Source organism: Pseudochrobactrum sp. sp1633 (genome assembly GCF_030376605.1).
GTDB lineage: Bacteria > Pseudomonadota > Alphaproteobacteria > Rhizobiales > Rhizobiaceae > Pseudochrobactrum.
The window spans coordinates 1-23,288 of the sequence record NZ_JARRAE010000023.1 but is presented as its reverse complement, the minus strand read 5'-3'; the positions used below and the strand labels follow the sequence as shown (position 1 = coordinate 23,288).

General features: G+C 51.3%; 22 protein-coding genes and 2 pseudogenes. 21 read left to right on the top strand and 3 right to left on the bottom strand.

From position 1 onward, the window contains the following. The first annotated feature begins 93 nt into the window (after positions 1–93). From P8H26_RS16690 to P8H26_RS16620, 15 genes are all read left to right on the top strand, one after another. Complete coding sequence (locus P8H26_RS16690; protein ID WP_289634262.1) at positions 94–1,038, top strand: lytic transglycosylase domain-containing protein; 945 nt, start codon at positions 94–96, stop codon at positions 1,036–1,038. Positions 1,039–1,049: 11 nt separating this feature from the next. Then, positions 1,050–1,397, top strand: coding sequence for a TrbC/VirB2 family protein (locus P8H26_RS16685; RefSeq protein ID WP_289634261.1), 348 nt, complete (start codon positions 1,050–1,052; stop codon positions 1,395–1,397). A 2-nt stretch (positions 1,398–1,399) separates the two neighbouring features. Continuing rightward, a complete protein-coding gene (locus P8H26_RS16680) occupies positions 1,400–1,699 on the top strand; it encodes a type IV secretion system protein VirB3 (protein WP_094544258.1) in 300 nt (99 codons plus the stop codon). Between the two features lie 3 nt (positions 1,700–1,702). Then, positions 1,703–4,120 (top strand): VirB4 family type IV secretion/conjugal transfer ATPase, encoded by a 2,418-nt coding sequence (locus P8H26_RS16675; RefSeq protein WP_289634260.1) that lies wholly within the window; start codon positions 1,703–1,705, stop codon positions 4,118–4,120. Next, positions 4,113–5,192, top strand: a complete 1,080-nt coding sequence (locus tag P8H26_RS16670) for a transglycosylase SLT domain-containing protein (RefSeq protein WP_374708320.1) — start codon at positions 4,113–4,115, stop codon at positions 5,190–5,192. Before P8H26_RS16675 ends, P8H26_RS16670 begins: the two co-directional genes overlap by 8 nt. Before the next feature lie 11 nt (positions 5,193–5,203). Further along, on the top strand, positions 5,204–5,926 hold the full coding sequence (locus P8H26_RS16665) for a type IV secretion system protein (protein ID WP_289634259.1): 723 nt from the start codon (positions 5,204–5,206) through the stop codon (positions 5,924–5,926). Next, complete coding sequence (locus P8H26_RS16660) at positions 5,916–6,143, top strand: hypothetical protein (RefSeq protein WP_289634258.1); 228 nt, start codon at positions 5,916–5,918, stop codon at positions 6,141–6,143. Before P8H26_RS16665 ends, P8H26_RS16660 begins: the two co-directional genes overlap by 11 nt. A 12-nt stretch (positions 6,144–6,155) precedes the next feature. Further along, complete coding sequence (locus tag P8H26_RS16655) at positions 6,156–7,193, top strand: type IV secretion system protein (protein ID WP_289634257.1); 1,038 nt, start codon at positions 6,156–6,158, stop codon at positions 7,191–7,193. A 34-nt stretch (positions 7,194–7,227) separates the two neighbouring features. Further along, positions 7,228–7,923 (top strand): virB8 family protein, encoded by a 696-nt coding sequence (locus P8H26_RS16650; protein ID WP_289634256.1) that lies wholly within the window; start codon positions 7,228–7,230, stop codon positions 7,921–7,923. Then, positions 7,920–8,729: a TrbG/VirB9 family P-type conjugative transfer protein gene (locus P8H26_RS16645; RefSeq protein ID WP_289634255.1), complete on the top strand. Its 810-nt coding sequence runs from the start codon at positions 7,920–7,922 to the stop codon at positions 8,727–8,729. The genes P8H26_RS16650 and P8H26_RS16645 overlap by 4 nt, the downstream gene beginning before the upstream one ends. Then, positions 8,729–9,961, top strand: a complete 1,233-nt coding sequence (gene virB10 / locus P8H26_RS16640) for a type IV secretion system protein VirB10 (protein WP_289634254.1) — start codon at positions 8,729–8,731, stop codon at positions 9,959–9,961. The genes P8H26_RS16645 and virB10 overlap by 1 nt, the downstream gene beginning before the upstream one ends. After that, entirely contained in the window at positions 9,942–10,973 is a 1,032-nt protein-coding gene (gene virB11, locus P8H26_RS16635) for a P-type DNA transfer ATPase VirB11 (RefSeq protein WP_289634253.1), read from the top strand. Before virB10 ends, virB11 begins: the two co-directional genes overlap by 20 nt. After that, positions 10,970–13,060, top strand: a complete 2,091-nt coding sequence (locus P8H26_RS16630; protein WP_289634252.1) for a type IV secretory system conjugative DNA transfer family protein — start codon at positions 10,970–10,972, stop codon at positions 13,058–13,060. Before virB11 ends, P8H26_RS16630 begins: the two co-directional genes overlap by 4 nt. Positions 13,061–13,339: 279 nt before the next feature. Further along, positions 13,340–14,125: a type IV toxin-antitoxin system AbiEi family antitoxin domain-containing protein gene (locus tag P8H26_RS16625; protein WP_289634251.1), complete on the top strand. Its 786-nt coding sequence runs from the start codon at positions 13,340–13,342 to the stop codon at positions 14,123–14,125. Next, positions 14,112–15,035: a nucleotidyl transferase AbiEii/AbiGii toxin family protein gene (locus P8H26_RS16620; RefSeq protein ID WP_289634250.1), complete on the top strand. Its 924-nt coding sequence runs from the start codon at positions 14,112–14,114 to the stop codon at positions 15,033–15,035. The genes P8H26_RS16625 and P8H26_RS16620 overlap by 14 nt, the downstream gene beginning before the upstream one ends. Before the next feature lie 277 nt (positions 15,036–15,312). Here P8H26_RS16620 and P8H26_RS16615 read toward each other — a convergent pair whose 3' ends face one another. Next, positions 15,313–18,303: an LPD7 domain-containing protein gene (locus P8H26_RS16615; protein ID WP_289634249.1), complete on the bottom strand. Its 2,991-nt coding sequence runs from the start codon at positions 18,301–18,303 to the stop codon at positions 15,313–15,315. A gap of 6 nt (positions 18,304–18,309) precedes the next feature. Next, on the bottom strand, positions 18,310–18,792 hold the full coding sequence (mobC, locus tag P8H26_RS16610) for a plasmid mobilization relaxosome protein MobC (RefSeq protein ID WP_289634248.1): 483 nt from the start codon (positions 18,790–18,792) through the stop codon (positions 18,310–18,312). A gap of 449 nt (positions 18,793–19,241) precedes the next feature. Between mobC and P8H26_RS16605 the strand changes: the two genes are divergently transcribed. From P8H26_RS16605 to P8H26_RS16590, 4 genes are all read left to right on the top strand, one after another. Further along, on the top strand, positions 19,242–19,955 hold the full coding sequence (locus P8H26_RS16605) for a ParA family protein (protein WP_289634247.1): 714 nt from the start codon (positions 19,242–19,244) through the stop codon (positions 19,953–19,955). Next, the gene (locus P8H26_RS16600) at positions 19,948–20,367 is read left to right on the top strand and encodes a CopG family transcriptional regulator (protein WP_289634246.1); all 420 of its coding nucleotides are present in this window, start codon (positions 19,948–19,950) and stop codon (positions 20,365–20,367) included. Before P8H26_RS16605 ends, P8H26_RS16600 begins: the two co-directional genes overlap by 8 nt. Positions 20,368–20,369: 2 nt before the next feature. Continuing rightward, entirely contained in the window at positions 20,370–20,759 is a 390-nt protein-coding gene (locus P8H26_RS16595) for a hypothetical protein (protein ID WP_278520983.1), read from the top strand. A gap of 165 nt (positions 20,760–20,924) precedes the next feature. Then, complete coding sequence (locus P8H26_RS16590; RefSeq protein WP_289634245.1) at positions 20,925–21,425, top strand: helix-turn-helix domain-containing protein; 501 nt, start codon at positions 20,925–20,927, stop codon at positions 21,423–21,425. A gap of 26 nt (positions 21,426–21,451) precedes the next feature. Here P8H26_RS16590 and P8H26_RS16585 read toward each other — a convergent pair. Continuing rightward, positions 21,452–21,637, bottom strand: a pseudogene (locus tag P8H26_RS16585) (zincin-like metallopeptidase domain-containing protein); the annotation flags it as partial. A gap of 119 nt (positions 21,638–21,756) precedes the next feature. Here P8H26_RS16585 and P8H26_RS16580 point away from each other — a divergent pair. After that, positions 21,757–22,950, top strand: coding sequence for a DUF2130 domain-containing protein (locus tag P8H26_RS16580; RefSeq protein WP_289634244.1), 1,194 nt, complete (start codon positions 21,757–21,759; stop codon positions 22,948–22,950). A gap of 54 nt (positions 22,951–23,004) precedes the next feature. Beyond that, positions 23,005–23,288: pseudogene (locus P8H26_RS16575) on the top strand (hypothetical protein); the annotation flags it as partial.

The window sequence follows — 23,288 nt, the reverse complement described above, 5'->3', positions numbered from 1 at the left end:
CCAAATCGGTATCATTCTATTATGAACTTAATCGGTTTTCGCTGCAACCTCAACAGCGCATGTGAGGTCTGCGACAGGAGCTAAAGGGCTAGAATGGAGAGGCTTTCAATCAAAGCGCTATTGTTAAGCGCCACATTGTTCATCCCGTTCGGGATTGCCGCCACTTGCGCAGAAGAAAGAGGCGCAATTGCGCCTTTCGCGCAAGATGGCGACGCCGAGGCCGCAACTCACAACGCATCCGGATCACGCTCGGATTTGACCGTATTCAACCGGCGCTGGACAAGCGAAGGCAAAGAATTTGTCGTGGGTTCTGATGGCATCGTTTCCGCGGAAGATAAAAGTGGAAACGACACTGATGCGAATAACCATATTGGCAATGTATACAGCACCGTTATAGCCACTGGCTCTATCGCTGATATTACCAATCCGGCTATCTCACTTCAGGATGAATCTGCCCGTTTAGGTGATTTGGTTTCTACTAAGCAGGCCGCTGTATCCACTCCTGAATGCGGCCCCTCCCCGCTAACACCAGAGGAAATCAAAACTCTGGTCGAACAGGCTGCTCGCCGGCATCAAGTCGACGCTCTGTTTGCTACCGCCATTACCTGGGCAGAAAGCCAGTTCGATCGTTCACGCAATTCAGACAAAGGCGCACGCGGGCCGATGCAGCTCATGCCGGGAACCGCTGAGCGCTTCGGCGTCCGCGACGTCTGTGATCCGGCGTCAAATATTGAAGGCGGCGTTAAGTATCTCCGGGTGCTTTTGGACGAGTTCCAAAACCCCCTGCTTGTTGCCGCTGCCTATAACGCAGGCGAAGGCCGCATCTATGAGTACGGTGGCGTTCCGCCGTTCAAGGAAACCGTCGGATACGTCGCAAAGGTCGTCAATTACCAGCTTGGCGTAACCATGCCAGCGCCGAAAAAGAAGCTCGTTGGTGGTGGGCGGAGATCCTCGCCGGTCATGGCGAGCGAAACTCAATCCGGGGTCATTGCAGTCAAGAAAACCGGCACCTTCGTTGGTGGCGTGATGCATTTTTAAAGGAGAGAAGGATGATCAACGAACAGAACAAGGTTTGGCATATCAGCGCTTCAAAGCTGGCAGTCTGCCTTGGTTTGCTGGCTGCCGCGCAAATTGTCGGGGCGGATTTGGCGTTTGCACAGTCAGGTGGCGTTGGTGGTGCCTTCGCGCCGGTTCAGACAGTATTTCAAGCTATCGTTGATTTCATTAGCGGCCCTATTGGTCGTCTGTTTGCAATCATCGCTGTTATGGCGCTCGGTTTCCTTGCATTTGCTGGCCGACTGTCTTGGTTTCTTGCGGGCGGTGTGATCCTCGGAATCGGTCTTGTTTTCGGTGCTCCATCAATCGTCGACGAGCTGATTAGCACGGTTGGAAACTAGCGATGGCTGAGTACGAGGATGTAAAGCCGCAGCTGACACCGTTGGTAATCGGGTTAACCCGATCTCCCACCATGTGGGGTGTCCCGTATATGGCAGTCGTCGTCGTTATCGGCATCACAATCATAGCATGGCTGGTCAGCAAGTCGTTCTGGACCCTGCTCCTGGCCCCGATCAGCTATGCGGTTCTGTTCTCCCTTTGCGCTTGGGACAACAAAATTCTCGATGTGCTTGAAGTCACCGCGCGCAAAACGCCTCGCACACGCAACAAGTCCTTCTGGGGAACAAATTCGTACGGACCTTAGCTAATGTTGAAAGTCGTCAGAGAAGAACTCGGATTTGGCAAGGTCGCTCGTAATGAGCGGCCTATGGCTTCGCATATCCCATATCTGAGGCATATATCGGATACAGTGATCGGCTTGGAAAACGGCGCACTCTTGTCGGTCATCAAACTCGACGGCCTCTTTTTCCAAACCGAAGATCAAGCCGAACTCAATATGCGCTCGAATGTTCAGAATACGATCATTCGAGCGCTTGGATCGAGCCGCTTTTCTGTCTGGTCGACAATAATACGCAGACAGGTTGACTCCGAAATCGGCGACGCATTCGATGATGCGTTCTGCGAACAGCTGAATAACCGCTATATGAGCCAGTTACGCCATAAGCGCATGTTCGCCAATGAAATTTATCTCTCGATCGTGCGGACTAATATGCGTGGCGCCCTCGGCCTCAGCGACATAGTAAGTCGTGCATTTACCCGTTCTGGAGGCGCTGAGGTTCGAGATCAGCAAACGCGTGAAACAGTGACCGAACTCGAAGAGCTCGTTTCCAACATGACGCGCGAGCTGCAGAAATATGGCGCGCGCGAGCTCGGTATAACCTATCGCGATGGAGAGCCATATTCCGAACCGTGCGAGTTCATAAACACCATTCTGACCTGCGGCGTGCCGCGCAAAATGCGCCTTCCCCGGATGGGAATTCGAAATTACGTCGGAACGTCACGCCTACATTTCGGTAAGCGAGCGATGCAAACGCAAGCCGCCACCGATGAGGACAATCGTTATGGCGCGATGCTCTCTATCAAAGAATATCCGCCATACACCGGTCCCGGAATGCTGGATGGACTGCTGCAGGTGAATCATGAGTTCATCCTGACACAAAGCTTCACTATTTCCGACAAACCCATTGCGCAGGAGCGTATCACCCGGCTTCAGCGCCAGATTGCCGCGTCGGATGAGTCCGGAAGTGCAGTCGAAAGCGATATCGACTTCGCGCTTAACAGTCTCATGAATCAGGAGGCTGTTTTTGGCATTCACCATTTCTCTTTGCTTTGCCTGTCTCGCGACCTTGAAGGTTTGAGCAAAGCAGTTTCCGAGCTTGGTAGCTGCCTGACCGACATGAACATCAACTGGCTGCGCGAGGATGTGAACCTTGAGGCGTCCTTCTGGGCACAATTGCCCGGTAACCATAGCTATCGTGCGCGAAAGGCCATGCTGTCTTCGGCAAATTTCTCCGGCCTGTCATCGATGCACAATTTCGCGACCGGTCAATCGGACAATCTTCATTGGGGTCTACCGATCACGATACTAGAGACCACCTCGCAAACCCCATACTGGTTCAACTTTCATCGTCGCGATATTGGTCACTTCCTTGTCACTGGCCCGACTGGCTCCGGTAAGACCGTCGCCCTGACATTCTTGCTGGCGCAGGCGATGCGCATCAGTCCTACCCCTAAAGCAGTCTTCTTTGACAAGGATAGAGGTGCCGAGATTTTCGTGCGTGCCATGGGGGGAGCTTACGAAGTTCTCTCACCGGGAACACCGACTGGTTTCAATCCGCTTCAGTTGGAAAACTCCGGCCCTAATCGTGATTTTCTGCTTCGCCTTTTGAAATCAATGTTGCGATCTAGCGATCAACGCGACTTCAGCCAGGAGGACGCAGACACGCTGGAACGGGCAATTGCCCGTATCATGGAAGAGCCGGCAGCTCAGCGCAACTTACCAAACCTTTCGGGCCTCTTGGTAGGCAGATCGCGAGCAGATGCGAACGACCTGGCGTCAAGGTTGCGTCCTTGGATCGACGGCGAAAAAGCATGGCTGTTCAATGCGCAGCACGATGTGCTGTCATTCTCCGGGCGTAGTGTCTTCGGTTTCGATATGACCAGCATCCTCGGCAACGAGGATATCCGAACCCCCGCACTGATGTACCTTTATCACCGTCTCGATGAGCTTCTGAACGGCGATCCTGTCATGTTCTTCATGGACGAAGGCTGGCAGCTGCTTATGGATGAAACGTTTAGTCATTTCATCATCGATAAGATGAAAACCATCCGTAAGCTCAACGGCATTGTAGGCTTCGGAACACAATCGGCAGCGGATATTTCCAAAGCTAAGGCGTCTCACACCCTTATTGAGCAATCGGCCACGAATATTCATTTCCCGAACCCGCGCGCTGACGAAGAGAGCTACATCAAACGCTTTGGATTGAGCGTTAAAGAATTCAATTTCATCAAAAACACCCCGCCTGAAAAGCGCACGTTTCTCGTCAAGCACGGGAATGACTCAGTCATTGCCCGTCTCGATCTCTCGAAAATGCCTGATCTCGTCAAAGTGCTGTCGGGTCGAAAAGAGACCGTCGAAGAATGTGCTGCGCTGCGGGAACGATATGGCGATGAGCCTGAAAACTGGTTGGCTGAATTCTGCGGATGGGAGAGGAATGATGCATAAGAAAACTGCTCTATGCATATTTTTGGCGTCAGCGACCATGCCTTTGTCAGCATTGGCTGGTGGCGTTCCTGTCATTGACGGGTCGAATTTGTCCGAAAGAACGGTTCGTGATCAAAAAACGTCCGAGATCGAGAAGACGGATAAAGACCGGTTTTCGCTCAACAAAAGTGTGACCTGCGCTGTCTATCGTCCGGGGCGCAAGGATGATCCCGTTGCAGCCGCCAAAGCCAATCCGGAAATTTCCGGCTTGGTCAAACGAGTGGCACGCGAAGAGGGTGTAGACGAAAATCTATTTCTAGGGCTCGTTTATCAGGAAAGCCGCTTTAATCCATGCGCGAAATCGGGTGTGGGGGCAATCGGTTTGGGTCAATTGATGCCTGATACCGCAAAAGAGTTGGGCGTAGATCCGCACAACATTGAACAGAACCTCCGCGGCGGTGCTCGTTATCTTAAACAGCAACTCAAGCGTTTCAACGGCAACGCCAACCTCGCCCTTGCAGCGTACAATGCTGGCGCTAGCAACGTTAAAAAATACGGCGGAATTCCACCGTTCAAGGAAACGCAGGGGTACGTCCGGAATATCACGCAGAAATGGACACCGGCGTTCGGCGGGTCAAAGGACCTGCCTATCAACTACGGCGGCGGCGATACAGCATATTCCGGTATGCGGGATTCGACCATCAATTCGATGGCCACGACGCAGGCAACCCAGGAAAGTACCGCCAACGTCGCCTCATGGCTCACGCAGCTCGGCGATATGCAGTCCGGCACAATTCAAGACAGTTGGGATCACAACGCCGGCGCACGAAATGCGAACCTTGAAATGGTCAACCAGATGATTGTCCTCGGCAATTCAATGGCCGACCTGCTCAACAGCCGTAATGCAGTTTCAGCAAGCGGCATTTCGGGCGCATCCCAATCGGCTTCGTTCAAGAAGAAAGACGACAAGCCGCGAGAAACGACCGGCGTCTGCGATCCCCGCACCGGCCTCGAATGGAATCCGGAAGAAAAAGCTTGCGTTCAACAGCGTGAACGCGAGGCGAACATCAAACTGAACCTCGATCCTCAATAAGGGAGATAATCATGAAACGACTGATCATTTCGGCGTCAGCGATTGCCGTGGCTCTAGCATCGTTCGCTCCCATGGCGGCTTATGCAGGCGGTGTCCCAGTTATCGACGCTGCCAATTATGAAGTGGCAAAACAAACCTCCGTCACGACTGACAAAATCCTCGGGACAAACAAGGAAATCCTGACAACGGTCGAGGAGACATTGAAGGCCGTTACCGGTGATCGCGGCGGCGATGCCAACCAGATGCAAAACCTGGCCGTCGGAAATGGCTTCAGCGTATCGTCAATGCCCTCTTTTGACAGCCTTATGTCCGGCGGAGTGCCAAATTTTGGTAGCATGGGCGGTGACATCGCCAAAGTGGCATCCACTTTCATCAACGGGCTTCAGCTCGTTAAGAACTTGTCGGGACAAGCAAATAGCAGCTTCAGCGGAGACAAGTCCTATGAACAGATGGTCAACACTGTGCTTGGTGTCGCCGCACTCGTAAATGGTTCGCAACAGGCGGTAACGACGCGCCGAAGCGCTTTTGAACGGGCCGGGCAGAGTATCGGTCAGGCAAAGGACATTAAAGGTTCCATCGACCAGAACACGCAGCTGCAAGTCCAAGCAGGGCTGACCATCAATGAACTGATCGGCGTCATGAACGGTGCCGTGTCGTCGTTACAGGCAGATAATCAGCGCCGCCTCACCGACATTTCCAATTCCAAGAAGGTGTTGACGTACAGTGCAAAATAACATCGCTAACATCTCCCTGAAGTTTTTTATCTTCACCGCCATCGCAGCCGGCGTTGCCGGCTGCGGAACGGTAAAGGAAAAGACTGCTCCTTGCAAACGTCCCGCAAATCTCACGTCATTTGCCGAAGACATTCGGCAAGATTGTGGACCTATGGCCTTTGTTAATGGCGATCCAGCGACCGCCATTGGTGCGATCAATTCGATATCGACGGAATAATCGGGGGCCGCTATGCATGATTTCTTGAGCGATCTTTTGGAGAGAATTGATAATTCCGGCGAGAATTTTTCATCGCAGGCTTACAATATTATAGGCTCTGAAATCACGCCGCTGCTCAAGGTGATGTTCATCGCCTATGTTGGATATTACGGTATCCAAGTAATAATGGGGACTTCGCGGATTAGCGTGGCCGAAATTGTTACTCGCGTATTCCGCATGGTCTTCATTCTGGCATTGATCAGCAACTGGGGTTACTTCAACGATTTTATCTACAAGTGGCTGAACAATACTCCTGAAGATTTAGGTCGCGCCATCCTGACCGCCACCGGAACAGGAATTACCGAACCGACAAATGGTCTTTCCATGATCTGGAAGACCGCAAACGAGGCGGCTTCCGCGTTTGCAGAGCAATCGGGTTATTTTTCAGTTCTGCCCTCTATGGTCGGCTTTCTCATTATGGCCTGTGTGGCAATCTTCATCGCTGTCGCTCTCGCAATCCTTGTTCTTGCCAAGGTGATGTTATGGGTACTGATCGGGACCGCACCTATCTTCATCGCCTGTATGTTGTTTGAACAATCGCGCAGTCTCGGGCAGGCGTGGTTCCAACAAGTTCTTCTATATGCACTGATCCCGTTGTTCGTATTTGTCGTCGCCGCCTTCCTTATCGCTGCAATGGACCCTGAACTGACGAAGGTATCAGCTGCCGCCACGGAGCGACGCCTTACACTCAGTGATATTTCAGCCTTCCTTCTGCTTTGTTTTGCCGGGGCATTTGTCCTTTTGAACATCCAAGTCCTCGCTCAGGGCATTGCAGGAGGGTTGGCCGTTGGTATCGGCGCAGCCGCAACACGGATTGCTGGCATGACCGGTGTCACCGCTCCAATGCAGATTGCGCGAGCTGGCTTCAAGGGGATCGGTGCGAGCTATCGCGGCGGAAGGTCGCTTTACAATCGTTTTGGCGGCGGCGGTGGAGGTTCGATTTCCCCGAGAAGCCAGGGCGCAAAAGAAGCAATGCAAAACCGAATAAGCAGCAACAGCCTGCCTCGCTGATGCTGCAGGTTCATAAGAGGTAAAGGGCTAGATCATGACTGATTCCAAAGAAGCTGCATTGAGAAGTTATTTTCAGGACGGTGATCGTTGGGAGAACGAAATCGTCCGGAAAGCAAAACGTTCTAAGGCCGTGGCATGGTTCGTAACCATCATATTCGGGCTCGTCGCGCTTTTCGCGTTGCTCGCGCTCGTTATGCTGGTTCCGTTAAAGTCGTTCGAGCCTGTGATTGTCGTCGTAGACAAGGCTACGGGCTACATCGAAACCAAAAGCGGGCTGACAAAAGCGCAAAATCTGACGGATTCACGCGCAATTACCCAAGCCAACGTCGTTCGGTATATCAGGACACGTGAAGGCTATGATCCTTACGCGATTGATGCAAACTTCGGCACGGCAGCACTGTTATCGGCAGGTGATGCCGCTCGCGAATTGCAGGAACAATACAGCGCTGCCAACCCGAAGAACCCGGCCAAGGTCTACGGGAAAAACAAGCGTGTGCTTGTCGATGTGAAGTCTGTCACCTTCCCCAACGACTCCACCGCTCTTGTCCGTTTTTCAACGACTGAAAAGTCCGATACCGATGCGATCACCAGACACTATATTGCAGTCGTGCGCTATCGCTATACGGACGAACCAGCCACGAACGAATGGCGGTTTGAAAATCCTCTCGGCTTCCAAGTTTACAATTACAGGCGGGATCAGGAAACCGTCACGGAAGGGAGCAAGGGATGAGAAGGCGCTTCCTTCTTGCGGCGGCGTTCTCGACCGTCCTCATTTCGCACGCCCACGCTGCCCAGACGCCTAGGGCTGGCTCGCTGGATTCACGTGTGACCAGTGTCGTCTATCAGCCAAACAATGTCGTCAAAATCTCTGCGACGTACGGCATATCGACAATGATCATCTTCGATGAGGATGAAAAATTTGAGACCATTTCGCTTGGCGACACAGAGAGCTGGCAGGTTGCTCCAACCGAAAAAGGAAACATCCTCTTCGTTAAGCCGACGGCTAAGAATGTCGTCACCAACATGAACGTTGTCACGACCAAGCGCATCTATTTTCTGGAGCTGCACGACTACGCGCCAGATGCTGGCAAGAAGGTCTTTGGCGTGCGCTTCATCTATCCTGAAAAGGATCTGAATGCAGCGATGCGCAAAGAGGCCGAATATCGTGCTGCCAATCCGAATATCTCCAAGATCGATAAGGCTAACGTCAACATCGACTATTCCTTTACCGGAGATACGAAACTGAAGCCGTCGATGGTCTTCGATGACGGCAAGAAGACCTTTTTCAAATTCACCGGTCGGACACCTGCAATTTTCGCAGTAAACAGTGATTTTTCCGAGACACTGCGAAACTTCCGCAAGGAAGGCGAATATCTGGTCGTGGATGGAACGGCAACACAATACACGCTGCGCGATGGTGATCAGTGGATCTGCATCTTCAACCTTAGAAAGCCGGATTTTGGCGCACCCGATCCTGACATCATGGGTCCCGCACCTGATCATGCGGCAACCAAGAGAAGAAGGAGCGGCAACTGATGAAACAGTCTCCCGAATTGGAAGCACTGGCGGCGGCTGATGACTCCGGTGTCAGCAACAAGAATGCAAAGCGGAATCAAACGGCTGCGATGGCCGTATTTCTGCTGGCCGGTGTAGCTATGGCTTATTTTGTCCTCAAACAGCCCTCGGAGAAGCCGCGCGATCTCGTGCGCGGTGACGAGGAGTTTAGCACGACATCGTTCAGACCGCCGCCATTCGTGCGCGATCAGGATCAGCCCCCTGCCGCACCCGAGCCAAATATCATCAACATTGCACCGCCTCCTCCGCCACCAGAGCCGGAGCAAGTCGACACCACGACATTTAATGTTCCGCCCCCTCCTCCCCCGACGGTCGCTTTGAACGAACCCGCTCAGGCTTCCGCGCCGGACATTGTTGAAGAATTTCCAGACCGGTTCAAATCGAAGCTGATTCAGATGGATCAAGCGCGATCAGGCGGAGCGAATGGCGGTCTTGGTGGCGATAGTGGCGAGGGAACACCGACTGTTGCTGGTGAAGACAGAAACAGCAAGTTTCTGGCGACGGCCTCGGCAATGGCGGACCGGAATGCCAAGGCTACGAAAATCAAGCGTATCGACGCGGTTGTGCCGGAAGGAACGATGATACCCGGTATTCTCGAAACCTCGATTGTAAGCGATCTGCCAGGCCAGGTTCGCGCCATCACGTCAGAGGACGTATACAGTTTTGATGGTCGTCGCATTTTGATTCCGACCGGCACTCGACTCATAGGTGAATATCAAAGCGACGTAATGACAGGACAGACCCGCGTTTTCGTTGTCTGGACCCGCTTGCTGCGTGATGATGGTGTAAGCGTGCGCCTGAACTCCGTTGGAACTGACAGTTTGGGTCGTTCGGGTCTCACTGGCATCGTCGATAAAAAATGGCGTGAACGATTCGGGGCTTCCATTATGTTGTCCGTGGTCGGCGCCGGCGCAAGCTATCTGACAGGTTTCGGCAGCGGTGAAGCCTTCGGTCGCAACAATGACGATGCAAAACGCGGAGAAGAACTAGCCCGCGAGACGATCGCCGACACTTTCTCTCAAATGGCAAATACCGCTCTGAGCGAGAACTTGCGCATCAAGCCGACTATTAGCATCCATCAAGGCGAACGCATTTTCATATTTGTGCGTCAGGACCTCGATTTTTCGGCGATGTACGACGATCCCGTAACAGAGGCGATGAAGGAAATTCAACGTGAACGCAGGGGCAAATAGTGCGGCAACAGCCACACAAAGCAGATATTACTTTCTTGATCGGGCACTTGAGCCTCTGCGGCCATTTCTCAACGATCCAAAGGTCGTTGAAATCTCGGTCAATAAACCAGGTCACGTCTATGTTGAGCGACTTGGTGCTGATCACATGGAATTCCACGAGGTTCATGCGCTTTCAGCAGCAGAGATTCAGAATATCGGTGAACGGGTCGCAGGCGCGACCGATCAGTTCGTCAGTAAATCCGCGCCCATCCTGAGCGCTGCGTTACCGACTGGCGAGCGGATTCAGGTCGTTCTTCCACCCGCTGCACCGGACGGCGGATCGATATCGATCCGCAAGCAGGTCGTTAGCAATTTTAGCTTGGAGGAATACAGGGATAGCGGTTCAATGGACAAGGTTTCTGTTGCTGTAGGAGGACTGAGCGACATTGACCGTTTGCTGATCGAACATCTGAAGCAAAACAGAATTTTCGATTTCATCAACACAGCAATCACGCAACGAGTGTCGATCCTGATCAGCGGCGGCACGTCATCGGGAAAGACAACCTTTCTGAATGCCTGCCTGAAATCGGTTCATCCGAAGGAACGGATTATCACGCTGGAAGACACCCGCGAACTGGTTCCACCCCAGGAAAACCGCGTTCATCTGGTAGCTTCGAAAGGTGGGCAGGGCACCGCTGACGTCACAATTCAGCACTTGCTTGAATCATCTCTTCGTATGCGGCCTGATCGTCTATTCGTTGGCGAGATCCGCGGCGCTGAAGCGTTTTCTTTTCTTCGCGCCATTAACACTGGTCATCCCGGTTCTATGTCGACGGTTCATGCCGATACGCCGCAAGGTGCCTATGAACAGCTTGCCATGATGATGCAACAAGCGGGGCTATCTGGCGGATACTCGAAGCATGATCTCATGTCGTATATCCGGATGGTCATCCCCATCGTCATCCAGTTGCGTCGCGACGGCGGAAAACGTGGCGTATCGGAGATATTTTTTGCACGAAATGAGGAGCCATGAGCAAGGGTTACAAAGCGGTCTATCTGATTTTTTGTGCCGGCATAGCGTTCCTTATCTGGACCTTGGCTTATGGGGTCGTACTCGGGGTAGTTTATAAAGACAGCCGAATTTTGAATATCACCATCACCGAAAATCCTTTTGCTCCGCTTCAGCAAGTCTGGGCCTACGCGTCCAACTCAACTCTGCAACGAGTTGCCATCGGTGCCTTGCTACCTGCCATCGCCGCCGCCGTTTTTGCGGGCTATCTCGGTCTTAGGGCTCACGAAAACCCCTTGGGGGATGCGGCTTTTCAGGACGTCATGGGCCTTCGTTGCGGCAAGTGGTTCCGAAAGACAGGGCACATATTCGGGCGGTTCGGCCGCAATGTGCTGCGAGCGGCAGACAGTCGCCATCATCTGATTATCGGTCCTACAAGATCGGGTAAGGGAGCGGGCTATGTCATTCCAAACGCTCTCATGCATGAAGGTTCAATGATCGTATCCGACTTGAAAGGCGAAATTTTCAAGGCGACAGCCGGATATCGCAAGAAGAATGGCAGTCAGGTCTTCCTCTTCGCTCCCGGTTCGGAGAGGACAAATCGTTATAATCCTCTGGATTTTGTGCGACCCGAGCGCGGCAATCGCACAACGGATATTCAGAATATCGCCAGCATTCTGGTTCCCGAAAATGTTGGCTCTGAAAACTCAGTTTGGCAGGGCCTGGCTCAACAGGTCGTAGCCGGAATTATAAGCTATGTTCTGGAGAGCCCCTATTATCACGGACGGCGCAACCTCGGCGAAGTCGTTTCCTTCGTGAACAGTGGCGTTGATCTTCAGGCGCAGATCAAGTTCATCAAGGAAAAAGAGCCGAACCTTTCAAAATATACGGTCGAAAGCTTTAACGCATTTCTTGCATTGTCAGAGCGGGCGGCGGCATCCGCGCTCCTCGATATCCAGAACGCGCTTAGACCCTTCCGAAATGAACGCATTGTAGCCGCGACAGAAGTAACCGACATGGATATCGCCGCCATGAAACGGCGGCCTATCTCTATTTATTTAGCACCTAATATTACCGACATTACAATCTTGCGCCCACTTCTCACTTTGTTCGTGCAGCAAGTCATGAACATTCTGACAATCGAACACGATCCCAATTCGCTTCCTGTCTATTTTTTGCTGGATGAATTTCGGCAGCTTAAGAAGATGGATGAGATTATGACGAAGCTTCCCTATGTGGCTGGTTATAATATCAAGCTAGCGATCATCATTCAGGATCTCAAGAATCTCGACGAGATTTACGGTGAGACTTCACGTCATTCCCTTCTTGGTAATTGTGGCTACCAGTTGGTCCTAGGTGCCAACGACCAAGCCACCGCGGAATATGCATCCCGTGCACTCGGAAAGAGAACCATTCGCTACAAGTCGGAATCCCGTACTATCGAAATTCTCAGTTTACCCCGTCGTACAAAGGTTGAGCAAATCCGCGAGCGCGATTTGATGATGCCGCAAGAAGTGCGGCAAATGCCAGAAAGCAAGATGATCTTGCTCGTGGAAGGTCAACGACCGATCTATGGCGACAAGCTGCGATTTTTCAACACCCAACCCTTCAAATCTGCTGAAGCTTATTCGCAATCGCACGTTCCTGATGTGCCGACGATTGAATATTTGCCCCATAGGCCAGTTCCAGCACTCACGAGCGAATACGCGCACGACGGACAACGGGCCGCTGAGCAGACAATTAGCCCCCTGCCCTACAATCCTCAGCCAGATGAGAAACCTCGGCCGAAAACCAGCATAACCGCCTCCCCGTCGATTCCTGAATCTGGTGACGAGAACCAAGAAAACACCAGGACGGTCAATCTGAACGTCAAATTGCCATCAACAGGCATAGACAAGAAATCGGCAATCCCACCGGGTTATATCGATGATCGGATAGAAGAAGTCGAAGCGAAACTTAAACCGAGCGCAGAACGATTATTGAAGGCTGTCAACGAGAAAGTTGATGCTTCTGCCACATCCCCTCGAAAGCGGAAAAGTTATCTCGACATATTCAACGCTACTGTCCCGGACCCAGAAGATATTGGGCTGATGACCAATGTCACATTGTGAAAATAACCACGGGGCGCAGGAGACCTGCTTGGTGTTTGCAAACCGCGCGAGAACTGTCGATGATGAGCTCACTTTTGTGCCATTGCCGCGTAGAATGGATATTTGCTGACCATCCCAGTGGAGAACTAAGGTCGATTGGGGACACTCGCCCTGCTTATTCGGTAGCGACGGACGTTTGAAGGGAAGGTTTGAATATATCTGATTTTACTCAATTTTGTTGAGTAAATGACAACGATCTCAAACTTGATAATGGTTTAAGACTCATTTAGTATACTCAGTATGGCTGAGCAAAGCACCTCACTGTTAAACCGGCTCGAAAGAGATCTGCCAGAAGGGTTGGTTGTGGATGCTGCCTGGCTGCAACAGCGCGGCATCGCCAGTAACCTGCGCGCCTATTACGTTAAGAACGGCTGGCTGGAACAGCCGGTACGCAGCATCTATAAAAAACCGCGCGGCACGCTGAGTTGGCAGCAAGTCATCATATCGCTCCAAACCCTGCTTTCACGAGCGCCGCTCTATGTCGGCGGACGCACGGCGTTAGAATTACAGGGCTTTGCTCATTACCTCGCTCACGAGACAAGGATTGTTCATCTCTACGGACCAGAAAAACCGCCTGCATGGCTGAACAAGCTGCAACTGCCCCAGCGCTTTATCTATCACAACAGCGCCACCTTATTCCGCAATGAACCAATCACACAAGGGCTTGGCACACTCGCATGGGGACAGTGGGACTGGCCTATGACGCTTTCGCAGCCAGAGCGCGCTTATCTCGAAATGCTCGATGAACTGCCGCGCAATGAGAGTTTCCATCAGGCCGATATGATTATGCAGAGTGCCGCAAATTTCAGCCCGAGGCGGCTGCAAAGACTGCTTCTGCATTGCGACAGCGTGAAGGTCAAACGTCTGTTCTTTTATTTCGCGGATCGTCATGGCCATGCGTGGGTCAAGCGACTGGACAAAACCGCAATCGATCTCGGGAAGGGTAAGCGCATGCTTGTGCCCGGTGGCAAGCTTGATCCGGTCTATCACATCACCGTACCGAGGGACTTCGATGCCATTTCGTGATCAGTACCAGGGCCAGGTCAGGCTGCTTATGCGCCTGATTCCTATTGTAGCGCGCGAAACCTGTTTTTCGCTCAAGGGTGGAACCGCGATCAATCTCTTTATACGCAACCTGCCGCGCCTCTCCGTTGACCTCGACCTCATGTATTTGCCCGTCAACGACAGGCCGGAGGCACTAGCCGAGATTGACGCAGCCATGAAGCGGATCAGAAGGACAGCATTAGCAGAAGTACCCGGCGCTCGCGTCGCCGAAAATATCCACGACGGCGCGATCTTGCGGCTTCTTGTCATGGCCGAGGGAACACAGGTGAAGATTGAAGTCTCCCCTGTCTTGCGCGGCGTAGTGCACGAGCCTTCTGTTATCCCTGTCACCGAGGCGGTCGAAGACGCCTTCGGTTTTGCCGAAACCAGCGTCGTTTCCTTTGAAGACCTGTTTGCTGGAAAGCTGGTTGCAGCGCTTGATCGCCAGCATCCGCGTGATCTTTTCGATGTGCAGGGTTTGTTCGCACATGAAGGGCTGAGCGACGAGTTGCGCGAAGTTTTTCTTGTTTATCTCCTCAGGCACAATCGCCCCATGGGCGAGGTGCTTTCGGGCCGGGTCAAAGACCTCACGAACGAATACCGCAATGGTTTTGAAGGCATGACCGAGGAGCTGGTTCACATTGAGGAACTGATCGCAGCGCAGCAAAAGATGATTGACGAACTGATCGGCGGAATGCCGGATGAGCACCGCGAATTTCTAATCAGGTTCGAGCGTGGTGAACCGGATTGGTCCTTGCTGAAGATCGGTCATGTCGCAGATCTTCCGGCAATTCGCTGGCGGCAGCGCAATCTCGACAAACTCAAACGTGATCAGCGCTCCTCTCTGGTCGACTTGCTGCGATCTTCCCTTGAGCGGCGCGCACAAAAATAGCTGCTTCACAGCATAAACCTCAAATGTAGCCGGACTGCAAAAGCGCCTGCCATTTTTTAGCAATCCGTCAAAACGGCAAAAAGCTGAAAACGTAAGCGAACATATCCGTTATCAACGCTAAGGCCGCGTTAAACCAATCTCCAACGACAGTAGCGACATACACGATTGCAACCAAACCAAGGACGAGCCAGAACAGAACCGCAAAGAATTTTGCAAAAGCGTCGTCGGCCTTCGGATCGGGAGGTGAATTATATATGTAATCGTGTCGCATGGTCGTTTAACGCTCGTGTTCGTCGCGCTCCTTCTTTTGCTGCTGCTCTTGTTCTAGTTCCTGCAATCGCGGAACTTGTTGCTGAGGTGGATCGGTGCGCATGGTTTCTCCATCACGAGCAACGCCCTTCACTTCCATATTAACCTGATTGTCGAGCTGTTTGGAACCTTCAACTTTTCCATCCGTCCGGTCCCGCTCTTCAAGCACGTCCGCTTCCCATGCCCGGCGATCGACCATTTGCTCGACACGCTGCTTCTGACCGTCGACTTCCTGAATGACGGTTTTCAAAACGCGTTCCGTCCCAGTGGACCGCAAATGAATTTCATCGCCGATTTCAGCGCCGGCGCGATGCAACGCATCCGGTAATCCGACACCCCATACCGTGCGATTGCCATTGGCCGTTTCAATAACGACAAATGGCGAAGGCTCATTTTTTTCATTATCCTGATAAGGCTTTTCGCCTGTCTCAACGAGGATGCCCTGCACACCCTCCTTATAGTCGATAGTCTTGGAGTGCGACGTTCCAGAATTATCTGCATTCTGTGGCTCTCTATCGACCTTGCTCGACTGATCCGATCCTGCAGATTGCTCCGGATCCCGGTGAGCCGCATCCAGCGCCCTGCCCTCGATCGGAACAATTTCATTGCGCAAGTAGGATTGCTCGCGACGCGCCAGATCTTGCCAATCCAGTTCCGTCGGCTGATAGCCCTTGACCGAAATACCGTGCGCCTGGCCCTCCAGCCAAGTTTCTCGGCGGAACTCCTTGCTCCCCGTTATTTCGATGCTCGTCCAGCCTCGATGCGCTGCTGTTTCGATCATCAACCCAACGCCCTGAGCATCGAACGATTTAGCGCGCAGCTTCTCTCCATTGTCCTGGAACACTTCGCGCTCACCCTTTGAATCGGCAAAGACTCGCTGCGTCCCCCCGTGATCCTCACGAATATAATATCGGCTCGTGATCTCATCCGGGAATGAACGATCCATTTCGGCCTGATAGGATGCTGCAGCTGCTTTCTCCTCGTCATCAATGCTTGAACGAGGTTCGTTGGCATTATCTGCCGATGGCTGACCCTGCTCTGCTTCCACGATAACATGCGCTGGCTTGGCAATTTCGGAATCGGCTTCGCGAGCGATCTGCATTGACGAGGTATCTTGCTCGCTTTCACGAGATGGGGTTTCAACGGTCAATCCACGCTGTTCAGTCAATTCCATGTGCTCGCGCATTAGATTGACATGCTCGCGCGTATACTGCGCTACCTGATCCAGATCGGCTTTCTCTTCCGGTCCGAGATTGCGGCCAAGCCGGAATAAAGCTGTTTCAACTTCTTTCTCATATGCCTCAAAATCGCTTCTCGACATTTCGCGCACTTTTTCACCCTCCAAAATGATGTTTTGCAACTTTACCAAATTGGTGCGGTAATGTGACCCGAAATCTGCATCAACGATGTTAGAAGTTTTAGCTTCCGATTGATACGAACTAGTTGATACAACTATATCTCTTTGCTCGATGGCGTATGATGCAATCTGATGATTGCCGCTTGCCATTGCGATTTTCTCCCAACTCTGTATTACCTTTACGGTATATTCACGGCTTCGCACGCTTCGCGCTACACTCCGCCGACCTGACCGCTTGGCATCATAACGCGACTGAGCCGCCGCACTCGTCCCCTCATGTTCCGTTCGTCCCTCGCGATTAACCGGCCGCACCTGATTGCGCGTGTAGGCTGGAGCATTTGCAAACTCGCGCCTGTCCGTCATTTCCATAGCGATTCCGTGCTGACGCGACTTTTCAGCCATAAGCTCGCGCCATTGGCGAAAAACCTGTGGCGAGGTTTCTACCCGATCACCGGCATCCGAACGCATAGCGATAATGGCATGGGCATGGATATGCGGTCGCTTTCCGCCCTGCCCCATCTCCTTCGGATCGCTGAACGGATCATGCATCGCAAATATGTAGCGGTGTCCTTCGAACTGAGCGGCCAGAAAATCCCGAACAGCGCCTTCGAAAGCCTGAACATTGGTGCCAGCTTTGGCAGACATGATGACATGCATCACATCCCTGCCCTTGCGGCTATGCAACTCCCGACGCCACTGCTTTTGCACCAGATCGCCGGCGGAACGCGCATCGGAGATATCGCGCCCCTTATCATCGCGAACTTCTCCCTTATGATCCTCGACCAGATTTCGCAGCTTGGCAGCGCCATATTCCACGCCATTACCATACCCGGTAAAACGGAACCGCGCCCTCGCCAGCTCGGACACCGCGCTTTCGTTGTAACGTCTCTGAATAATGTCAGCCGCCTTCGGATCGCCGGTCAACCGCTCCCCTTCCGCGCTGCGCAAGACCACCATACCGTCAACTTTCAAAACTCCGTGTGATGGCTGCGAAACTGCATAAGCGAAGCTGCGATTACCTAATCCGCTCGCCAGGCTGTCGCGTATGAGTTGGTGCAAAGCTTCTTCTGTTTCGAAACCAGTAGCTTCGATCGTCACATGGAAAGTTCCAATATCCCTGCTCTCGGCACGATTTTGAAACAATGGCTCCCAATCTCCCCGCAAACGGGCTAGATCCTCGCGACCATGAAGGCGCTCACCATTTTCCTTTTCGACGTGTATTTCCCCGCTGCGAGATACGTAATTGACCATCGCGCCGAACCGCGCACCGCCACCGTACGATGCCATTTTTACCACGGACGGTTGACTGCCTGCTGCAACCGCGGCCAAACGCGCCTCCATCGGCCTCGCTGCCGCAATTGGCTTGCTTGCTGTGCTTCCAAAGAACTGGAAACTCTGTGCCCTTGAGGATCCCGTACGCATTTTCGGCACTGAAGCACTACCTGCTGCTGCGACACCTCCTGCGATTTGGAATTCGCGCAGCCTCCGGCGCATTTCTTCTTCCGCGCCACTCGCAGCACTCGAACCCAAAGAAAGCTCATGCAACATCGCCGCGCGATGCTGCTCCCATTCACTCTCAAAGGCTCCGAGAAAAAACTCCATCGACTGCTATTCCTTGCTGCGATGCCTGTATCCGGATCGCTTGGTAACGCGCCGCAACTCGCTGAGGACGCCGACCTGCATCTTCTGCACATCCCCGACCACCATGCGGATCTCGCTATCAGATACCGATTTTCCACTATTCAGAGCTCGGGCTACCTGATTGAGATTGATACCAATCATACGCATGTCTTCTAGCATGAGAGACAAAAGCGCTCGATCTTCGTCATTAAAGACTGGCTTCACTCCTGCCCCTTGCAGGAATACAGCTTTAAAAAATGCACTCATCGTCATATCAGCCGCCTTTGCGGCTGCATCGATTGCATCATATTCGTCCGCCGAAACGCGGCTATGAATGGTTTGCGGCTTGGCTTTAACTGCCGCCCCACCATCGGTAATTCCGTCATCCATAAGTTTCAACAGTTCCAGCACAGAGTAGCAATAATCAATCGCGGACGTGTTTCGTGATTGTCTGGATAAAATGTAGCACATTTTTCCGTATCCTGCCTAACCAAATGAATAGGAAATCATTAAAGATCGTCCAAATTGGTCTCGCTTCGCTCACCAGGGTTCACCTCCAGGCCGCTTTATTCGCCTTTGTGTACCCCTCGTACTCGCCGGCAAGGGACGCTACGCTCTTCGCCCCTTGCCGGACTGCGCGCGAGCGGCACAGACGGCTCTTGCGCGGCTCCGGGGTTTATCATCAGCTAGAAAGGAACTAGGGAAATGAACCACACGACATCGTCGTGTGGTTCATTGGTGTGAACACACAGTGTGATCCATTGGTCATAGTGTGTTGTCACATCGTGTGAAAATATCGTAGTCTGTTCCTCACTCCATATAACTAACGATCACCTCTCGATCCAAACGCGCGTTAGCCTGATATGGCCGGAACCGGACGTGGGTAAACGTTCATGCTCTCTTCGTTTGAAGGAGAATTCATGACAGCTCGATTTTCAGCAGTTAGTGGCAAAGGCGGCGCGGGGAAAACGACCACAGTCATTTTGACGGCAGGTGAATTCGCACTCCAAGGTCGACGGGTCCTTCTCATCGATGCAGATCCCCGCCAGAACCTGGCCGAGTGGTGGAAGCGCTGCGAAGCGAAGGGCAACTTACCTGAATCAATTTCTCTGACGACCGCAATTCGCCAGAACTCAATCGAACAGATTATGTCTTCACAGGCAGAAAAGTACGACGCCGTACTTATCGATGCTCCCGGCGTCGATAGCGTGGTCATGGATACGATAATAGATCATTCTGATATCGTGATTACGCCCATTCAGCCTGCACAGGATGAAATAAAGGCAGCAGGCAAAGCCGCGGAAACCATTGCCGCGCGAACAGATCACAACCAACGTGTCATTCCTCAGGCGGTTGTGCGGACACGCATCAACATCGTTAATCGCCACCTTGAAGAATATCGCATCATTCGTCCATTCATAGAGAATTTAAGCCAACATGGTTACAATACGACGTTGCTCGAAACTGAGCTAATCGAGCGCAACTGTTACCGCGAGATCCGCAGCGGCTTGGGAACATTGCAAATGTTGGAATTAACGGATGCTATCTGTAAGGCCAGAACCGAAGTCAACGCGTTTGTTTCTGAGCTCGACTATTTAAGGGACCAGAATGTAATGGAGACGGTGAATGGCTAAAAGCAAGGTCACACTGTCGGACTTCCCTGTCGCATCCCGCAGACGCCCATCATCAGAAGAGGAGAATGGCCCCAATGCTGCTGCGCTCCCAGCCGCGGAAAACGCACAAAAGCAAACCACAGGGCCGTCAACAGAACTGGAAACGCGAAGGGCTCGTCCTAAATCACAATTCGTCACGCCAGAAGAAAGAAGGGCGAACGATACCCAACAGGCAAACCAGCGGGAAGATTCCCGAAATCGCTTACGTGAACTTCGTAGAAACCGTGAACGAGAAAGTAAGCATTTTGTAAATGTCTCACTTGATTACGACACCAAAAGACGACTTGAAAAGGCAGCCCACGACAACGGACTTAAGATGTCGGTTATCCTTAGAGACGCCATCGACCAGTATCTAACAGAAAACGGATACTGACCGTGCTTGGTCGCAGCTTTCTTCTAGGCTTGGCCGTCGGGATCGGAGTTGGTTTATATTTAGCGCCATATCTAGCTGCTAACGGCTTTGGCCACACGATTGAGCCAATCAACTCATCCACTAACAGTCAAGCTAGCACGCCCGCCGTTTCAGTCGAATGGCCAACCAACCAGGTTGCCAAAGAAGAACTGTTTCGCTTTTCCAACTGGAATTATGCCGCCTACGGCAAAGATTCCATCACTAATGTTATCCGCTGCATTCATATCAAACAGCAAACTATTGCTTGCGAACTGTCAGCTACACTCAGTTGGCTGAAGGACACAGCGTTGATCGAAGCAGTCTTTGAGGGAAAACCAGGAAACTGGCGAATGGCGGCGGCGAAAACACGTTAGTCAACATATTCTAGTTCATTTTTTTCCGTAAGAGGTCGCTTTCTGCATCCGTGGGGCAGAAAAGTTTGGTGATGAATTCCGTTTCATCAAACTCTACAGTGCCAAACCAACGAGAATAATTCATAATATTCAATTAGGCGGCATGGAGTTTAAGGGGTTTAAACGGTGAATAACGAATCTACTGATTTCGCAAAAGAACATTCATTGGAGAAAACCAATGATCCGGAAATCGATAAGCCCATCTACAGACGTCGCGGCTTTGATGGTATCAGCACGTTTGAAGAAATAGACCAACGACTTGCAAAATATTTAAGAGAAGCGCGTGAACAGGCTGGCCTTAAACAGGCAGATTTTGCGCCACTTATGGGGCTGTCTACACCGGTATATGGTCGTTACGAACGTGCATTCTCAAAACTGCACGTTACGCGCATGATACACATCTGCGAAGTATTGGGTTTCATGCCAATCGATATGCTCTTCGCGGCAGCGCCTCATCTCTGGGGTGAAAACGAGCAAGAAGCCAGAGATCGTGTCGAACTAGCAAAACTTGTCAGCGATCTCCCACATAGTACGACACGCGATCTGCTGTCGTTGGTAAAAAAAATGGCGGAACTTCAGAATCAAGTTGATGCTAGCTCGAAGAGCTTGGGCGTGGCTGACAAATAGATGACCGCTCAAACGTCGTCCATCCATCACCCGCTTGCAATCTCATGGAGATAATCGGCAACCGCCTGTGCTTTGGCTGCTGCGGTGATAATGGCGCGTTTGTCGGCCTTCAGAACGGCCAGCCAATTTTCGATGTATGCGGCTGTGTTTTCGCTAGGGTCATGGGCCACGCCCAGGTCAGCGCAAAGGAAAGCTGCGGACAGTTCGGCCACATATCCTGACAGTCAAGGTTATTTGCAAGAATTCAAGTAAACACAAAGCATTGCTTGCAGCTACTGAAATTACCTACTTAAATAGGCCGAATTATTGGGAGTAGCGTGGGGAATCAACTATGCACGAAATTATTTGTCCGCATTGTTTAAAAGCATTCAAAATTGATGAAGCGGCGTATGCAGATATTCTCAAACAAGTGCGAGATAGCGATTTCGATAGGCAGCTCCATGAACGACTTGAGTTAGCTGCACAGGAAAAACATAACGCGGTTGAGTTAGCCACGGCCAAAGCATCTAGTGAACAGCAGAAGGCCACCGCAGCCAAAGATGCAGAGATTCATGAACTAAAATCCAAACTCGAATCAATAGAGATGAGCAAAAAACTTGCTATCATCGAGGCCGTTAGCATTGTTCAAAAAGAGAGAGATGAACTACGTAGCGGGCTCGAAAAAGCTGAATTAGAAAAGCAGTTAGCTGAAAAATCACTCAAAGATAAATATGAAACTCAAATAAAAGACCGTGATGATGCAATCGAACGTCTTCGCGATATGAAAGCACGTCTCTCTACTAAGATGGTTGGTGAAACACTCGAACAACACTGTGAAACTGAATTCAACCGCATTAGAGCCACTGCCTTTCCTAAAGCTTACTTTGAGAAAGATAATGACGCACGTACTGGAAGCAAAGGAGACTATATTTTTCGCGATACAGATGAGACAGGCATCGAAATCGTTTCCATTATGTTTGAAATGAAAAATGAAAATGACCGCACAGCAACCAAAAATAAAAATGAAGATTTTTTGAAAGAACTAGATAAGGATCGCGTGGAAAAAGGTTGCGAGTATGCTGTGCTAGTTTCTCTTTTAGAACCCGATAGTGAGCTATACAACACTGGTATTGTTGATGTTTTTCATAGGTTCCCAAAAATGTACGTCGTCAGGCCTCAATTTTTTATTCCAATCATAACATTATTACGTAACGCCGCGCTGAACTCGCTAAAGTATAAGTCTGAGCTTTCACTCATGAAAGCACAAAATATTGACATTACAAATTTTGAAACAGAGCTTGAAACATTCAAATCAGCTTTTGCAAAAAATTATGATCTTGCATCGAGACGATTCGAAACTGCAATTAATGAGATCGACAAGTCAATTGATCACCTTCAAAAAACTAAGGAAGCATTATTAGGTACAGACCGTAATCTGCGGCTTGCTAATGACAAAGCTCAGGATGTCACAATAAAGAAGTTGACACGCAATAACCCAACCATGGCTGCGAAGTTTTCTGAATTAAAAAACGATTCTGAAAATTAAAAATCATAATTTTCCAGAACCAATTTTAAATTATATGCAAATACTAGGTACAAAATGGAAAACACATCGCACAACCCAGATCAACATATGTTTGGATTTCGTCAACTCGCGACAAATGGGCGAAAAAAAATAGGTGTATTAATTGGTGCTGGAGCACCGGTTAGCATTAATGTGGGTGAGCAAGATAATTGGAAACCATTAATCCCCAATATTGCAGGCCTTGAGAAGATCGTAGTCGGAGCTCTTACAAACGATCAAAAGCATGTTTACACTCAAATAAAAAACTCCATAAAGGACTCAAACCTTGAGAAAGTTTTATCACGTGTCAGGATGCTTGC

Excerpts from the sequence above, each read along its gene's own strand:
- P8H26_RS16655 (WP_289634257.1), top strand. The coding sequence starts at position 6,156 with ATGCATGATTTCTTGAGCGATCTTTTGGAGAGAATTGATAATTCCGGC.
- P8H26_RS16620 (WP_289634250.1), top strand. The coding sequence starts at position 14,112 with ATGCCATTTCGTGATCAGTACCAGGGCCAGGTCAGGCTGCTTATGCGC.
- P8H26_RS16665 (WP_289634259.1), top strand. The coding sequence starts at position 5,204 with ATGAAACGACTGATCATTTCGGCGTCAGCGATTGCCGTGGCTCTAGCA.
- P8H26_RS16685 (WP_289634261.1), top strand. The coding sequence starts at position 1,050 with ATGATCAACGAACAGAACAAGGTTTGGCATATCAGCGCTTCAAAGCTG.
- virB10 (WP_289634254.1), top strand. The coding sequence starts at position 8,729 with ATGAAACAGTCTCCCGAATTGGAAGCACTGGCGGCGGCTGATGACTCC.
- mobC (WP_289634248.1), bottom strand. The coding sequence starts at position 18,792 with ATGTGCTACATTTTATCCAGACAATCACGAAACACGTCCGCGATTGAT.
- P8H26_RS16580 (WP_289634244.1), top strand. The coding sequence starts at position 21,757 with ATGCACGAAATTATTTGTCCGCATTGTTTAAAAGCATTCAAAATTGAT.
- P8H26_RS16675 (WP_289634260.1), top strand. The coding sequence starts at position 1,703 with ATGTTGAAAGTCGTCAGAGAAGAACTCGGATTTGGCAAGGTCGCTCGT.
- P8H26_RS16670 (WP_374708320.1), top strand. The coding sequence starts at position 4,113 with ATGCATAAGAAAACTGCTCTATGCATATTTTTGGCGTCAGCGACCATG.
- P8H26_RS16690 (WP_289634262.1), top strand. The coding sequence starts at position 94 with ATGGAGAGGCTTTCAATCAAAGCGCTATTGTTAAGCGCCACATTGTTC.
- P8H26_RS16615 (WP_289634249.1), bottom strand. The coding sequence starts at position 18,303 with ATGGAGTTTTTTCTCGGAGCCTTTGAGAGTGAATGGGAGCAGCATCGC.
- P8H26_RS16630 (WP_289634252.1), top strand. The coding sequence starts at position 10,970 with ATGAGCAAGGGTTACAAAGCGGTCTATCTGATTTTTTGTGCCGGCATA.
- P8H26_RS16600 (WP_289634246.1), top strand. The coding sequence starts at position 19,948 with ATGGCTAAAAGCAAGGTCACACTGTCGGACTTCCCTGTCGCATCCCGC.
- P8H26_RS16625 (WP_289634251.1), top strand. The coding sequence starts at position 13,340 with ATGGCTGAGCAAAGCACCTCACTGTTAAACCGGCTCGAAAGAGATCTG.
- P8H26_RS16680 (WP_094544258.1), top strand. The coding sequence starts at position 1,400 with ATGGCTGAGTACGAGGATGTAAAGCCGCAGCTGACACCGTTGGTAATC.
- P8H26_RS16645 (WP_289634255.1), top strand. The coding sequence starts at position 7,920 with ATGAGAAGGCGCTTCCTTCTTGCGGCGGCGTTCTCGACCGTCCTCATT.
- P8H26_RS16605 (WP_289634247.1), top strand. The coding sequence starts at position 19,242 with ATGACAGCTCGATTTTCAGCAGTTAGTGGCAAAGGCGGCGCGGGGAAA.
- P8H26_RS16650 (WP_289634256.1), top strand. The coding sequence starts at position 7,228 with ATGACTGATTCCAAAGAAGCTGCATTGAGAAGTTATTTTCAGGACGGT.